The 14,188-nt window shown below is 74.6% G+C and carries 12 protein-coding genes; 7 read left to right on the top strand and 5 right to left on the bottom strand.

The genetic code is table 11. The annotated features are described in order from the left end of the window. Position 1 precedes the first annotated feature (1 nt). The 6 genes from ACRRSS_RS23235 to ACRRSS_RS23260 all read left to right on the top strand — a co-directional run bounded on the left by ACRRSS_RS23235 (position 2) and on the right by ACRRSS_RS23260 (position 9,325). Complete coding sequence (locus tag ACRRSS_RS23235) at positions 2–1,009, top strand: SPFH domain-containing protein (RefSeq protein ID WP_435973059.1); 1,008 nt, start codon at positions 2–4, stop codon at positions 1,007–1,009. Continuing rightward, complete coding sequence (locus ACRRSS_RS23240; RefSeq protein ID WP_435973060.1) at positions 1,006–1,905, top strand: hypothetical protein; 900 nt, start codon at positions 1,006–1,008, stop codon at positions 1,903–1,905. The genes ACRRSS_RS23235 and ACRRSS_RS23240 overlap by 4 nt, the downstream gene beginning before the upstream one ends. 191 nt (positions 1,906–2,096) lie before the next feature. Further along, positions 2,097–2,963 carry a GNAT family N-acetyltransferase gene (locus ACRRSS_RS23245; protein ID WP_435973061.1) on the top strand — a complete coding sequence of 289 codons (867 nt, stop codon included), beginning with the start codon at positions 2,097–2,099 and terminating at the stop codon, positions 2,961–2,963. A 462-nt stretch (positions 2,964–3,425) separates the two neighbouring features. Beyond that, complete coding sequence (locus ACRRSS_RS23250) at positions 3,426–5,126, top strand: S8 family serine peptidase (RefSeq protein WP_435975403.1); 1,701 nt, start codon at positions 3,426–3,428, stop codon at positions 5,124–5,126. Positions 5,127–5,391: 265 nt separating this feature from the next. Then, on the top strand, positions 5,392–8,250 hold the full coding sequence (locus ACRRSS_RS23255; protein WP_435975404.1) for an AAA family ATPase: 2,859 nt from the start codon (positions 5,392–5,394) through the stop codon (positions 8,248–8,250). Positions 8,251–8,452: 202 nt separating this feature from the next. After that, the gene (locus ACRRSS_RS23260; RefSeq protein ID WP_435973062.1) at positions 8,453–9,325 is read left to right on the top strand and encodes a DNA/RNA non-specific endonuclease; all 873 of its coding nucleotides are present in this window, start codon (positions 8,453–8,455) and stop codon (positions 9,323–9,325) included. A 61-nt stretch (positions 9,326–9,386) separates the two neighbouring features. Here the strand turns inward: ACRRSS_RS23260 and ACRRSS_RS23265 are convergent, their stop codons facing one another. Next, on the bottom strand, positions 9,387–9,947 hold the full coding sequence (locus ACRRSS_RS23265; RefSeq protein WP_435973063.1) for a DinB family protein: 561 nt from the start codon (positions 9,945–9,947) through the stop codon (positions 9,387–9,389). Between the two features lie 42 nt (positions 9,948–9,989). Further along, positions 9,990–10,661, bottom strand: a complete 672-nt coding sequence (locus ACRRSS_RS23270; RefSeq protein ID WP_435973064.1) for a maltokinase N-terminal cap-like domain-containing protein — start codon at positions 10,659–10,661, stop codon at positions 9,990–9,992. Positions 10,662–10,868: 207 nt separating this feature from the next. Here ACRRSS_RS23270 and ACRRSS_RS23275 point away from each other — a divergent pair, with 207 nt between their 5' ends. Further along, positions 10,869–11,336: a GreA/GreB family elongation factor gene (locus ACRRSS_RS23275; RefSeq protein WP_435973065.1), complete on the top strand. Its 468-nt coding sequence runs from the start codon at positions 10,869–10,871 to the stop codon at positions 11,334–11,336. 32 nt (positions 11,337–11,368) lie between these two features. Here ACRRSS_RS23275 and ACRRSS_RS23280 read toward each other — a convergent pair whose 3' ends face one another. From ACRRSS_RS23280 to ACRRSS_RS23290, 3 genes are all read right to left on the bottom strand, one after another. Beyond that, a complete protein-coding gene (locus ACRRSS_RS23280) occupies positions 11,369–12,004 on the bottom strand; it encodes a DUF1345 domain-containing protein (protein WP_435973066.1) in 636 nt (211 codons plus the stop codon). A 171-nt stretch (positions 12,005–12,175) separates the two neighbouring features. Next, positions 12,176–13,018, bottom strand: coding sequence for a family 1 encapsulin nanocompartment shell protein (locus ACRRSS_RS23285; protein ID WP_435973067.1), 843 nt, complete (start codon positions 13,016–13,018; stop codon positions 12,176–12,178). A 5-nt stretch (positions 13,019–13,023) separates the two neighbouring features. Further along, entirely contained in the window at positions 13,024–14,007 is a 984-nt protein-coding gene (locus tag ACRRSS_RS23290) for a Dyp-type peroxidase (RefSeq protein WP_435973068.1), read from the bottom strand. Positions 14,008–14,188 lie beyond the last annotated feature (181 nt).

Here is a 14,188-nt window from a genome sequence, read left to right on the forward strand (position 1 = left end):
CATGGCCGACATCACCCGGCGGGCCGGCTGGCGCCATCTGCGCTCCGCGCCCACCGCACACATCCGCCTCCAGCGCCGGGGCCGTCTCGTGCACGACGGCGAGGGGCTGAGCTTCTGGTTCCGGCCGCTCACCGCCGCCCTCTCCGAGGTCCCGGTGAACGACCGCGAACTGGCGATGGCCTTCCACGCCCGCACCGCCGACTTCCAGGACGTCAGCGTCCAGTCCACCGTCACCTACCGGATCGGCGACCCGGCCGCCGCGGCCACCCGGCTCGACTTCTCCATCGACCCCGACACGGGCGCGTGGCGCGGCGCCCCGCTGGAGCAGATCGCCACCCTGCTCACCGAGACCGCGCAGCAGCACGCCCTCCACGTCCTCGCCCGCACCGCGCTGGCCGAGGCGCTCGTCGACGGGGTGGCGGCGGTCCGGGACCGCGTCACGGAGGGACTCGCGGACGAGCCGCGCCTGCCCGCCACCGGCATCGAGGTCGTCGCCGTCCGCGTGGTGGCCATCCGCCCCGAACCCGAGGTCGAACGCGCGCTGCGGACCCCCGCCCGCGAGCAGATCCAGCAGGAGGCCGACCGGGCGACGTACGAACGCCGCGCGGTCGCCGTCGAACGTGAACGCGCCATCGCGGAGAACGAGCTCGCCAGCAAGATCGAGCTGGCCCGGCAGGAGGAGCGGCTCGTCGAGCAGCGCGGCACCAACGCGCGCCGCGAGGCCGAGGAGAACGCCGCCGCCGACGCGGTACGCGCCGAGGCGGAGGCCGTGCGCACGGTGCGCCTCGCGCGGGCCGAGGCGGAGGCGGCGCGCGAGGTCGGCGAGGCGCGCGCCGGGGCGCAGTCCGCGTGGCTGCGGGCGCACACCGAGGTGGAACCCGCCACCCTGCACGCCCTCGCGGTGACCCGCGCGGCCGAGAACCTCCCGAGGATCGAGCACCTGACGCTCTCGCCGGACGTGCTGACCGGGCTACTCGCCAGGCTCGGCGAGGGCGGTGCGCGACCGTGAGCCTCGCGCCGCGCGCGGTGCTCGTGCACCGGACCACGGAGTACGAGGAGCTGCTCGCCCGGCACGGGACGCACGGCCAGGCCGCGTTCTTCCTCTCCGCGCGCGGCCGCTCGGTCGACGCCGTGCGCGAGCGGCACGAGCGCACCCGCCGGGCGCTCGCCGAGGTGGCGGGCGCGGTGCCGCTGACGTGGCGGCAGACCAGGGTCGAGCGGGCCGACCTGGACCGGTTCCTGTTCGGCCCCGAGGACGTGGTGGTCGTGGTCGGTCAGGACGGTCTCGTCGCCAACGCGGCGAAGTACCTGACCGGGCAGCCCGTCATCGGGATCGACGCCGACCCGGGGCGCAATCCGGGCGTTCTGGTCCGCCACCGCGCGGACCGGGCGCGCCGGCTGCTGCCGTACGCGGCGGGGGCCGGGGCCACGGTCGACGAACTGACCATGGTGGAGGCCGTCACCGACGACGCCCAGCGGCTCCTCGCCCTGAACGAGATCTACGTCGGGCCGCCCGGGCACCAGACGGCGCGCTACACGCTGGAGCTGGACGCGACGGAGGTGTCGCCCGAGCCCCAGGCCTCCTCGGGCGTGCTCGTCGGCACCGGCACGGGGGCCACGGGGTGGCTTCGGTCCCTGTGGGAGCAGCGCTCCAGCTCCCTCGCCCTGCCCGCGCCCGCGGACGCCCGGCTCGCCTGGTTCGTCCGTGAGGCCTGGCCCTCGCCGACGACCGGCACCAGCCGGGTCGAGGGCCTCCTCGACCCGGGCCAGGGTCTGCGCCTGACCGTCGAGTCGGACCGGTTGGTCGCGTTCGGGGACGGCGTCGAGTCGGACGCGCTGGAGCTGACGTGGGGCCAGACCGTCCGCCTCACGGTCGCCGGACCGCGCCTGCGTCTCGTCCACTGAGGGCACGGGGCCTCTGGCCCCGCCGCCGGGGCCGGCACGCCCGCCGGTGAGCGCGGCCGGAATCGATCGGCCGTGGGCGGGCCGGGACGCGCGCGGCGCTATGCTCGGCGCGCTTTGCCCGGTTTTCGGTCCGGGCGCGGCCCGTTGTCCGTCCAGGCGCCCGCCCGCTCCCGGCTGTCGAAGGGAACCCCATGGCCTCCGTCTCCTCCGGCTCGCTCTCCGTCTCCCCCGCCACGGCACGGGAGTGGGAGCTGGTGCGGTCCTGGGCCGCCGAGGAAGGGTGGAACCCCGGGCTCTCGGACGCGCCGGCGTTCTTCGCGCAGGACCCCCGGGGGTTCTTCCTCGGCCGGGTCGACGGGGAGCCGGTCTCCGCCATCTCCGTCGTCACCTACGACGACGCGTACGCCTTCCTCGGCTTCTACCTCGTGCGCCCGGAACTCCGCGGTCTCGGTCACGGTCTGGCGACCTGGCGGGCCGCGCTCGCCCACGCGGGCGACCGGTCCGTCGGGCTCGACGGGGTGCCCGCGCAGCAGGACAACTACCGGCGCTCCGGCTTCGCGACGGCGTACCGCACGGCGCGGTACGTGGGCGGGGTCCCGGCTCCGGACGGCCCGCCGGCCGGTGTGGTGGCCGCCGCGTCGGTGGACCCGGCCGCCCTCGCCGCGTACGACAGCGCCTGCCACCACGCCGACCGGCCGCGGTTCCTCTCCGCCTGGCTGACCACGCCCGGCCACCGCGCGCTGGTCAGGGTCGTGGACGGGCGGCCGACCGGATACGGGGTGGTCCGCCCCGCGCGGGACGAGGCGCGGGTCGGGCCACTGTTCGCGGACTCCCCGGCCGACGCGGCCGCCCTGCTCGACGCGCTCGCCGCGGAGGCGCGGGAGTTCGGCTCGGCCCGGATCGCGGTCGACATGCCGGAGTCGAACCCGGCGGCGGCCCGGCTGGCCGAGGAGCGGGGGCTCGAGCCGACGTTCGAGACGGCACGGATGTACACGGGCCCGGTCCGGCCGGTGCCGCACGAGCGCGTCTTCGGTGTGACGACGCTCGAACTGGGCTGAACCCTCCGTTCCGCGCGCCGCGGTCGGACCTCCCCTCACCGACCCCCCACCGCCCTGTGAGGGGTGACAAGGGTTTTCCCCGTATCGGGTTCACCCCCCCGTTCCCTACTGTCCTCCGCACCGGCAGATATCATCCCCCGAACGCACCCTGACAGGTGCATGAGGAGGGTGGCGTCCGCCGGTGACGGCCTTGACCCGGGCCGTCGCGCCGGTGGCGGCGCACGGGCCCCCCAAGCCCAGGGACTGCCGGACCGCGACCCCACTTCGCCCCGTGTGTCCCGCGCCGCCGCCACTGCTCCGCAGTTACGTCGTACTCGAAAGGGCCACACCTTGAACGGTTCCAGGCGGAGAGTCATATCCGTGGTCGCGAGCGCCGCGATCCTCGGCGCCGCTGCCACGACCGGGGCGATCGCCGCCGCCCCGGGCGCTGCCACCCCGAAGCCCGCACCGGCTTCGCAGACCATGCGGGCGCTCCCCAGCGCCCCGGTCGAGAAGGTCATCGTCACCTACAAGAGCCAGGCGGCCGAGGCCGGCTCCAACACCGCCGCGAAGGGCGACACGGCCGAGAAGGCCGCGAAGACGGGCGAGAAGCTCTCCTTCGAGCGTCGCCTCGCCGGCGGTGGCGCCCTGGTCGACCTGGGCGACAGCGCCACCAAGCAGGACCTGACGGAGGTCATGGACGCGTTCCGCGCCGACCCGTCCGTCGCCTCCGTCGAGCCCGACATCCGCGCCTACGCGATGGCGGTCACGCCGAACGACACCGACTACGCCAAGCAGTGGGACCTCTTCGAGCCCACCGGTGGCATGAACGTTCCTGCGGCCTGGGACAAGACGACCGGCTCGGGCGTCACCGTCGCCGTCATCGACACCGGCTACGCCGCCCACACGGACCTGGCGGCCAACGTCGTCTCCGGGTACGACTTCATCTCGACCTCCGCAGACGCCCGCGACGGCAACGGCCGCGACGCGGACCCGAAGGACGAGGGCGACTGGAACGCCACCGACAACGAGTGCGGTCTCGGCTCCAAGGCGTCCAACTCCTCCTGGCACGGCACCCACGTGGCCGGCACCATCGGCGCCGTCACGAACAACACCAAGGGCATCGCGGGCATCGCGTACAACGCGAAGATCCAGCCCGTGCGGGTGCTCGGCAAGTGCGGCGGCTCGTCCTCCGACATCGCCGACGCCATCACCTGGGCCTCCGGCGGCACCGTCCCGGGCGTCCCCGCCAACCCGAACCCGTCCAAGGTCGTCAACCTGAGCCTGGGCGGCGCCAGCTCCACCTGCCCGAGCGTCTACCAGACCGCCATCAACGGCGCCGTCTCGCGTGGCACCACCGTCGTCGTCGCGGCGGGCAACAGCAACGCCAACGCCTCCGGCTTCACCCCCGCGAACTGCGCGAACGTCATCAACGTGGCGTCGACCAGCCGTGAGGGCAACCGGTCGTACTACTCCAACTTCGGCACCATCGTGGACGTGGCCGCGCCCGGCGGCGAGACCCGTCGCTCCACCGACACGCCCGGTACCGTCACCACCCCCGAGAACGGCATCTACTCCACGCTGAACGCGGGCACGACGACCCCGTCGGCCGAGAACTTCAAGCCCTACCAGGGCACCTCGATGGCGGCGCCGCACATCGCCGGCCTCGCCGCCCTGCTGAAGTCGGCCAAGAGCACCCTCACCCCGGCCGAGATCGAGACCGCGATCAAGACCAACGCCCGCCCGCTGCCCGGCACCTGCACCGGCGGCTGCGGCACCGGTATCGCCGACACCGCGAAGACCGTGGACGCCGTCACCGGCACCACCAACCCGCCGACCGGCACCGTCTTCACCAACGCGACCGACGTCACGATCGCCGACAACGCCACCGTGTCGTCCTCGATCGCCGTCACAGGCCGCACCGGCAACGCCCCCGCCGCCCTCAAGGTCGGCGTGGACATCAAGCACACCTGGCGCGGGGACCTGGTCATCGACCTGGTCGCCCCGGACGGTACGGTGCGCAACCTCAAGGCGTCCTCTTCCTCGGACAGCGCCGACAACGTCGTGACCACGTACACGGTCGACGCGTCGAGCGAGGTCGCCAACGGCACCTGGAAGCTCCAGGTCCGCGATGTGGCCTCGGGTGACACCGGCTACATCAACACGTGGAGCCTCACCTTCTGACGCACCACTGATCCACCTCTGACCCACCCCCCACATCAGCATCATTGCTGGTCAGCGACGCGCTCGTGGTCTACACCACGGGCGCGTCCTGGCGTGGTGGCGAGCCGATCCGGCGGGGCTCGCTGTCCGTATGCCGGACAAGGGGCCTGGACTCCGCCGGTGGGCTCCGTATTCTCTGCCCACGGGGCTCATGGGCCGGGGGCCCGAGCGCCGGAGGTGGTGGACAGTGACGACAGCTCCGTACCTCGGCCTGCGTCCCGCGGGCATGGGGGGTCCCCCCGCGCCGGTGGGCCGCGAGGAACTCCTCGCCCGGCTCGAACGCGCCCTCGGCACCCGGGGCCGCGCACTGCTCACCGGACCCGCCGGCGTCGGCAAGACCGAGGTCGCGCTCGCCGAGGCGAACCGCGCCGAGGCGCGCGGCGAGACCGTGCTGTGGCTGGCGACCCTCCCGTCCGACCGCGAGATACCCGGCGCGTCGGCCGCCGCGCTCGTGGCCTCGGTCGCGGCGACCGTGACCTGGCCGGGACCGGTCACCACCGGGCAGGAGACGTCCTGGGTCTTCGACGAGCTGCCCGGACCCCAGCGCACCGCCGTCGCCATGCTCTGCCGCGAGGCACCGATCGACGCGGGCGGCTGGGACCCGATCGCGCTCCGGCTCGGCATCGCCCAGATCCTGCGCACCCTGACCTGCCGGGGCCCCGTCCTCCTCGTCGTCGACGGCGTGCAGCACGTCGACCCGGACAGCGCGGACCTGCTGCGGTTCGCCCTCCACCTGGCACCGCCCGCCCTGCGGGTGGTGGCCGTCGAGACCCCGGAGCCGTACGGCGAGGCGGGCGCGCCCCACCGCGCACCCCACCGCCCCGAGGACCCGCAGGCCGCCCACCTCTGGGTGCCGTCCGAGGCGGACGTGCTGCTCGTCCCCCCGCTGCACGCCGACGAGATCGCCGAACTCCTCATCCACCACCGCCTCCCCTCCCGGATGGCCGGCCGCATCCACCGCGCCAGCGGCGGCAACCCGCGGCTCGCGCTCGCCGTCGGCCGCTCCCTCGCCGACGCGCGGACCCCGGTGCACCACGCTGAGGCCCTGACGCTCTCCGGGCGGGCCCGCGACCTCGCCCGGCAGCTCCTGGGCGCCGCGCCCCTCGCCGTACGCGAGACCCTGCTGCTCGCGGCCCTCGCGCTGCGCCCCTCGTCGACGCTGGTACGGCGGGCCGGACGGCCCAACGCCGAGGCGGACCTCGCGGCGGCCGAGCGGGCCGGGCTCGTCTCGCTGGCCGAGGACGGCTCCGTGACCTTCACCGCGGGACTGCTGCCCTCCACCCTGGTCCACGACGCCTGCTGGGCCGAGCGGAGCGCCGGACACGCGGCCCTCGCGGAGGTCGTGGACGACACCGTGGAGGCGGTACGGCACCGGGCGCTCGCCACCGACAGCCCGGACGAGGACCTCGCCGCCGAGGTCGCGGCCGCCGCCGACCTGGCCCGGCGGCGCGGGAACAGCGCGCTCGCCGCCGAACTGGCCCTCCTCGCAGCCGAGTCGACGCCGGGCCGGCACGGCACCCGCCGGATCGCACGGCTCGTCGACGCCGCGGAGGAGGCCGCCCGGGCGGCCCGCGCCGACCTGGCGATGCGGGCCGCCACCGATCTGCTCGCCCGGGACGCGGCCCCCGCCGACCGGGTCAGGGCGCGGCTCGCCGTGCTCGACACGGCCGGCCAGGGGCTGACCGGGCTCGACGAGATGTACGTCCACGCCATGGAGGACTCGGAGGGCGACACCGCGCTGCGGGCCGCCGTACAGCTCAGGCTCGCCGTCAAGTACGTGCTGGCGGACGGCGATCCGCAGCGTTCGCGGACGGCGGCCGTCGAATCGGCGGCGCTCGCCGCCTCCATGGGCGATCCGCGCACGGCGGCGCAGGCCCTGACCGTCCAGGCCCGGATGGAACGGGCCCTCGGCTCACCGGACGCCGACGCCGTGCTCGCGCAGGCCCGCGCCCTGGAGCTGGCCGAGCGTCCGCTCGGCATCCGCAACGCCGCACAGATCCTGACGATCCGGCACGCCCTCTTCGACGACCGGCTCACGGACGCCCGGGACGAACTGGGCGCGCTCCTCCCGCTGGTGCAGCGACGCGGCTCCGTCGAGGACGCGATCGAGCTCTTCCGCACCCTCGCCGAGGTCGAGTCCCGCATCGGCCCCTGCTCCGCCGCGCTCGCGCACGCGGGTCAGTCCCTCGCGCTCACCCTGGAGGCGGGCCTCTCCCCCGGCCCCGCCTGGTACGCGCTCGCCCTCGCGGAGACGGCGGGCGGCAGCTTCGCACGGGCGGCGAGCTACGCCCGGCGCAGCGTCCAGGCCTCGGAGGAGGAGGGCGACCGCGTCTTCCTCTCCCGCAGCCGGTACGCGCTCGGCCGGGTCCAGCTGATCAACGGCGACGTGGCCGCCGCCCTGGAGACGCTGCGGCGCGTCCAGGCCGACGAGCGCGCCCAGTCGACCGTGGACCCGTCGATGCTGCGCTGGCACGAGGAGCTGGCCGAGGCGCTGCTCGCCCACGACGCGGGCGACGAGGCCCTGGCACTCCTGGAAGAGGTACGGCCGGTCGCGGCCCGGCTCGGCCGGGCCACCGTCCTGCTGGGCTGCGACCGGGCGTACGCCCTGTGGCTCGCGGCGGAGGGGCGGACGGACGAGGCGGCGGAGCTGCTGACCCGCACGGCCGAGGCCTTCGGACGGGCCGGGCTGCCCCTCGAACGGGGCCGGGCGCTGATCGCCCTCGCCCGGGTGGAGCGCCGCAGACGGCGCCGGTCGGCGGCGCAGAGCGCGCTGCAGGCGGCGGCCTCGGTGTTCGAGCGGGCCGGGGCGGCCCCCTGGCTGGCCCTCGCGGGCGAGACCCCGGCGGGGGTGACCGGCGAGAACCCCGGGAGCGGTTCGGCGGGCGAGGAGTCGCCGCCCGCGCTCTCCTCGCTGACGGAGGCCGAGTTGCGGCTCGCCCGCCTGGTGGGCCAGGGCGCCAGCAACCAGGAGGCGGCGGCGAAGCTGTACCTGAGCGTGAAGACGGTCGAGGCGCGGCTGACCCGGATCTACCAGAAGCTCGACGTGCGTTCACGGGCCCAGCTGGCGACGGCGCTCAGGCCGTAGCCGGGCGGCCGGGCGGCCGGGGCGTCAGACCGGGCGACCGAGCCGGACGGCCGGCCCCAGGATTCGACCGGGCGATCGGCCCCAGCGGTCAGCCTGAGCGATCGGCCCGAGCGATCGGCCCGAGCGGCGGAGGAGAGCGGCTGATCGAGTGGCCTGCGCCCGGGTGCCGAGCGCAGGCCGGTCCGCGCGGTACCTACCTCGTATGAACCCTTCCGATCCCCCGCCCCCTCCGGGCGCGGACACGCTCGCCGACCGCGCCGGCTACGACGAGGCCTTTCTCGGCCCGGTCGTCCCGCTGCCGCTCCCGGCCCGGGCATCGGTCCGTACGGTGATCCTGCCGTACACGCACTTCACCGTGGTCTTCCGTCCCGACCGGCGTCTGGCGGCGGCGACGGCCGTGTGCGTCGAGGGACGGGAGCTCCACGAGGACGTACCCCGGGACGGTGTCTGGGAGTTCGACCCCCGGCTGCCCGAGGAGCAGCAGGCGGGCGAGGAGGTCTACCGGAACAACAGTCTCGACCGCGGCCATCTCGTCCGGCGGCTCGACCCGGTCTGGGGAGCCCCGGCCGTGGCGGTCCGCGCCAACGGGGACACCCACCGCTTCACCAACGCCGCTCCCCAGGGCGACGGCTTCAACGCGGGCAAGCAGCTCTGGCAGGGCCTGGAGCACCACCTGCTCGACCACGCCGCCGCGGACGACCTGCGGCTCGCGGTCCTCACCGGCCCGGTGCTCCAGGACTCCGACCCGCCCTACCGGGGGATCCAGGTGCCGATGCGCTTCTGGAAGGTGGCCGCGTTCCTCCGGGACGGGGTGCTCACCGCCGCCGCGTTCGTCCTCGACCAGAGTCCCGACCTGGGCCGGGACGCGGAGCGGGCGCTCGCGGGGGCGACGTCGGGTGCACCGCCGCCGCTCGGTCCGTTCCGCACGTACCAGGTGCCGGTCGCGGACGTCGCGGAGATCACGGAGCTGGAGCTCGGGCCGCTGCCGGACGTCGACGTGATGCCGGCGACGCGGGCGCCCGAGGAACGGTGGCGTCGCCTGGAGTCGTACGGGGACATCGTGCTGCACCCCTGACCGCGCCGGACCCTTCAGCCGGGCGGCCGGACGGGCGTCGCCGGGACCCGCCCGGCTCCCGTCACTGGCCCACTCGGCCGTCGACGCACTCGCGCAACAGGTCCGCGTGCCCGCAGTGCCGGGCGTACTCGTCGATCCGGTGCACCAGCAGCTCCCGGATCACGACCTCGTCCCTCCCCACCCGGGCGCCGAGGTCCGGGAACCCGTCGAGGGCGGCGTCGGTCGCCGCCTGTTCGCGCTCCAGGTCGGCGAACGCGGCGTCGACGACGTCCTGTTCGGCGACGGCTCCGTCGAAGTCCGCGTCGCGCGTGCCGTACAGCTTCGGCAGCGGGTCGGCGTCGCCGAGCCAGTTGCGCCAGTCCCGCTCCACCTCGGCGAGGTGCCGGACGAGGCCGAGCAGCGACATCGTCGACGGCGGCACGGAGCGGCGGGCCAGTTGCTCCGGGTCCAGGCCGTCGCACTTCATCCTCAGGGTCAGCCGGTAGTCCTTCAGGAACTCCTCCAGCGTCGGGCGCTCGCCGTCCGGCGGGGACCCGTTCTTGTTACGGGGGTCGTCGTCGGGGTCGGCCCACATGTCGGGGTAGACGGTCGCCCGGGTCCACCGCTCCACTTCGTCACTCATGGGTCGCATGATCGTCCGGAACGGTACGGTCCCGCCACCGGGTTATCGCTCCGTCAGGACTGCGGTGTACACGCCTCGGGCGGTGGTCCCGTCGGGACGCCGCCACTCGGCGGTGACGCGGCCCCCGGCGTCCGGGGCCGCGTCCGCGTCCGTCTCCGCGCGGAGCACGCGCCGGACGCGCCGGACGCGCAGGGTCAGGGGCGCGGGCGCGCCGGGTGTGCGTACCACCACGTCGGAGTGGTCGGGGCCTTCCGTGACCCGTACGAGCTCCGCGTCGGCCGCGCCCGCCCCGGCGGCGGGCGAGACGGCGACCGTCGGGTCGGGGGTGTCGGTCAGGGACTGGTGCTGGGCCTCGGCGCGGCCGGTGTGGAGCGCGTACAACCGCGCGACGAGCACCGGGTCGTGGGTGCCGTCGTAGATCCAGCGCTTCCCGAGGACGCCGTGCTCGGAGGTGCCGATGAGGGCCTCGTCCGCGCCCTCCAGGGGGCCGGCGCGGTACGTCATGGGGACGAGGTAGGCGGCGGCCTCGTCGCCCTCGCCGTCGGCGACCACCATGAACTCGATGCCGACCTCGCCCGCCGGGTCGTCGAGCCGGAACCCGCCGACCCTCACGGGCCGCGGCTCGCCGCCGGTGTACCACGCCCGGGTGGGGAGCCACGCGGCGAGCAGTTCGAGCTTGGTGGGCTGCAGGGTGGTGCGGTGGACGACGGCCATCGTGCGGGTCTCCCTCTCGTACGCGATCCGGGCAGCCCGCAACGTAACAGACCCCGCCGGGGGCGCCCGAGCGAGAACCGGCCGGCGTCCGGGCACGCCGCTCTCCCGGCACGCTCCGGCCTCACGGCGACCACCGGGCTGATAATGTCAGAAATGCCGCATTTGCCCTGCGACACGTCACCGTGCCGCCGCACCACGGGAGCAGGAATGACCGGTGGACCCGAGCCCATCAGCGCCGTCGCCCGCAAGGCACTGGAGCGGGAGCTCGACGACCTGCGCACCGAACGCGAAGCCGTCGCCGTCACCCTGCGCGGCGGCGGCGGCGACCAGACCGGCGACCGGGCCGACCAGGCCGACGAGCTGGAGCGCGCCACGGAACTCACCCGGCTGGACCGCCGTATCGACGAGATCGACGGGCGGCTGCGCGAGGCGGACGCCGCCGGCGCTCCCCCCACCGACGCGGTCGGCGTGGGCAGCACGGTGAAGGTGCGGTTCGAGGACGGCACCGAGACGACCGTCCAGATCGGCGAGGTCGCGGCGGTGCTCGACCGGACCATGGTCACCGCCGACAGCCCGCTCGGCAGCGCGCTGCTCGGCCACCACGTGGGCGACACCGTCACGTATGTGACTCCCGAAGGACGGACGACCGCGGTCGTACTGTCCCTCGGCGACTAGCCCGCCGCCGGCCGTCGCGCCGCCCCGGCCCCTCAGCCCGTGACGATCCCGGTGACGAGGTTGATGGTGGTGGCGAGGATGCTGGCGCCGAAGACGTACGACAGCAGGCAGTGACGGAGGGCGACCGAGCGGATCGTCGTGCTGGAGACGTTGGTGTCGGAGACCTGGTAGGTCATGCCGAGGTTGTAGCTGAAGTAGAGGAAGTCGCTGTACCTGGGCGGCGCCTGCGAGTTGAAGTCGATCCCGCCGCTCGGTTCCCGGTAGAAGATGTACGCGTACCGGGTGGCGTACATCATGTGCAGGGCCGCCCAGGACATGAAGACCCCGCCGAGCGCCGTCGCGGCGGCGGCGTGGCTCAGGTCCGACCTGCCGACCAGGAGCAGCACCACGATGCCGACGAGGCCGCTCACCGCGGTCGCGACGACGACCAGCTCCTCCACGACGGGGCGGAACTCCTCGCGGCGTGCGTTGCGGTGGGTGGTGGCGGCGTCCATCGGCCACAGGACGATCCACCCGGCGACGACGAACAGCGTCTCCGCCACGGCGATCCCGGAGAGGACCCCCAGGGGCACGTGGGTGAGAGCGGCGACCAGGGCGCCGGCCGCCGCCCCCACGACCGCCGAGGCGGCGAGACGGGGTACGGCGGCGAGCAGCGGCGGACGGTTCACGGCGGGCACTCCAGGGGTCCGGGGTCGGCGGGCGCTGCGCGGGTGGGGGGCTGGCGCTCCAGGGGCTCCGGAGTCGGCGGGCGCTCCGCGGGTGGGGACCGGCGCCCCAGGAGGCCGGGCGGGCGCTCCAGGGAGTCCGGGCCGGGCACTCCAGGGGGCCCGGGCCGGGGGTCAGGCCTCCAGGACGACGACCGCCTCGTCGGTGTACGCCCGGAAGGTCAGCGTCTCCTGGAAGTACAGCTGGACGCTGTTCGCGTCGTGCCCTGTGTAGCCGATCGCCAGGTCCTGGCCGAGGACGAGTTCGAAGTCGCCGCCGCGCGTGGAGAGGACGAAGCCGCCCCGGAGGGCCGGCGCCCAGATCGGGGAGCCGTCGAGCATGCGGCCCAGGTGCGCCGCGATCGGGTAGCCGTGGTCGGAGGTCTCGCTGACCGCCCGGTACTCGTCGGGGCCGAGCAGCAGCGCGTACGGTCCGTCGACACCGGCGAGGCGCAGCGCGGTGAGCGCACGGCTGACGGCGTCGGGGTAGTCGCGCGCCTCGGCGGGCAGCTGGACGACGGGGTTGGAGGACCGGGCGCGCAGACCGTCGACGCCCGCCGCCTCGTAGCCGTCGAAGATCGTGCGGTCCTCGGCGAACGCCATGGCGCGCGCCGCGTCCTTGACGGGTTGCCAGTCGGAGTCCTTCGCGCCGCGCTCGACGTCGTCCACGGCTGCCCGGTCGACGGTGAACGGCACCCTGAGCTCGAAGAGGGGCCGCGCGTCGCGGAGCCGGGCGGTGACCCCGGGGGCGGGGGCGTGCATGGCGCTGAGGTGTCCCGTACCGACGGCGGCGAGTTCCGGCCCCGCCGGGTCGGGGACGTCGACGACGCGTCGGCCCGCCACGTTGCGCCGGAAGGTGCGGCGGGCCTCCTCCTCGATCTCGGCCCAGGCCGCGGGGGTGATCGGGGCGAGTTCGCGGTGCAGGTTGTCCGTGCCGCCTCCGCGGTGCGGGGTGCTCGTGTCATCGGGGTTCGTCATGGGGCTCAGGCTCCTTTCAGGCCGCCGATGCCGAGGGACTCCCCCCGGCGGGCGGTGGCCGGCGGCGCGGCGGGCGGGTCGTCGAGGAGGTCGGCGCTCGGCACGAAGAAGAGGCCGCCGGTGACGGCCCTGGAGAAGTCGAGAATGCGGTCCGTGATGCCCGGCGGGTCGCCCAGGAACATGTTGCGGAGCATCCGTTCGGTGACGTCGGGGGTCCGCGCGTACCCGATGAAGTACGTGCCGAACTCCGCGTCGCCGATCTGCCCGAACGGCATGTTCGCGCGGAAGATCTGCCGCTCGGTGCCGTCCTCGTCGACGATCGTGTTCAGGGCGACGTGCGAGTCCGCCGGCTTCACGTCGTCGGGCATCTCCACGTTGGACGCCTTGGCGCGTCCGATGACGTGTTCCTGCTGCTCGACGGTGAGGCCGTCCCAGGCCGGCATGTCGTGGAGGTACTTCTGCACCATGACGTAGCTGCCGCCCCGGAAGTCGGGGTCCTCGTCGCCGATGTGGACCGCGTCGAGCGCCACCTGGCCGCCGGGGTTCTCGCTGCCGTCGACGAAGCCGAGGAGGTCGCGCTCGTCGAAGAACGAGAAGCCGTGCACCTCGTCGACGACGGTCACCGAGGCGCCCAGCCTCTCCACGACCTGCCGGGCCAGCTCGAAGCAGAGGTCCATGCGCGTGGCGCGCAGATGGAAGAGCAGGTCACCGGGGGTGGCCGGGGCGCGGTGGCGGGGCCCCCGCAGGGCGGGGAAGGGGTGGAGTTCGCGGGGGCGGGGGCCGCCGAAGAGCCGGTCCCAGCCCTCGGAACCGATCCCGGCGACACAGGTCAGGCCGGAGTCGGGGGAACGGAAGGACACCGAACGGGTCAGGCCCGTCACGTCCTTGAGCACCTCCCGCACCTCGGCCTCACCACCGGGGTTGACGGTGGCCACCAGGGACACGGCCGCCCGCGAGGGTGGGGCGACGACGGGCTGGACGACGACCATGGGGCTCCCCCGTACACACCGAGAACGGCAGAAAAGGACAGCGTCAGCGTAGGCGCGCGTGATCCGGTACGCAGCCCGGCGCGCGCCCCCGCCGAGACCGGACGGCACAGGTCACGCACCCCCGCCCCGACCGAATGGCACGGGTGGTGAGGCGGGCATAGCCTGCCCGAAGGGGCCTTTT

Origin of the sequence: Streptomyces sp. Qhu_M48, assembly GCF_051305195.1 — a bacterium.
Lineage (GTDB): Bacteria > Actinomycetota > Actinomycetes > Streptomycetales > Streptomycetaceae > Streptomyces.

Bases quoted from the DNA above. Each gene is read 5' to 3' on its own strand.
- ACRRSS_RS23265 (WP_435973063.1), bottom strand. From the start codon at position 9,947: ATGAGTGACGAAGTGGAGCGGTGGACCCGGGCGACCGTCTACCCCGAC.
- ACRRSS_RS23235 (WP_435973059.1), top strand. From the start codon at position 2: ATGGCCGACATCACCCGGCGGGCCGGCTGGCGCCATCTGCGCTCCGCG.
- ACRRSS_RS23275 (WP_435973065.1), top strand. From the start codon at position 10,869: ATGACCGGTGGACCCGAGCCCATCAGCGCCGTCGCCCGCAAGGCACTG.
- ACRRSS_RS23270 (WP_435973064.1), bottom strand. From the start codon at position 10,661: ATGGCCGTCGTCCACCGCACCACCCTGCAGCCCACCAAGCTCGAACTG.
- ACRRSS_RS23285 (WP_435973067.1), bottom strand. From the start codon at position 13,018: ATGACGAACCCCGATGACACGAGCACCCCGCACCGCGGAGGCGGCACG.
- ACRRSS_RS23255 (WP_435975404.1), top strand. From the start codon at position 5,392: ATGGGGGGTCCCCCCGCGCCGGTGGGCCGCGAGGAACTCCTCGCCCGG.
- ACRRSS_RS23250 (WP_435975403.1), top strand. From the start codon at position 3,426: ATGCGGGCGCTCCCCAGCGCCCCGGTCGAGAAGGTCATCGTCACCTAC.
- ACRRSS_RS23260 (WP_435973062.1), top strand. From the start codon at position 8,453: ATGAACCCTTCCGATCCCCCGCCCCCTCCGGGCGCGGACACGCTCGCC.
- ACRRSS_RS23290 (WP_435973068.1), bottom strand. From the start codon at position 14,007: ATGGTCGTCGTCCAGCCCGTCGTCGCCCCACCCTCGCGGGCGGCCGTG.
- ACRRSS_RS23245 (WP_435973061.1), top strand. From the start codon at position 2,097: ATGGCCTCCGTCTCCTCCGGCTCGCTCTCCGTCTCCCCCGCCACGGCA.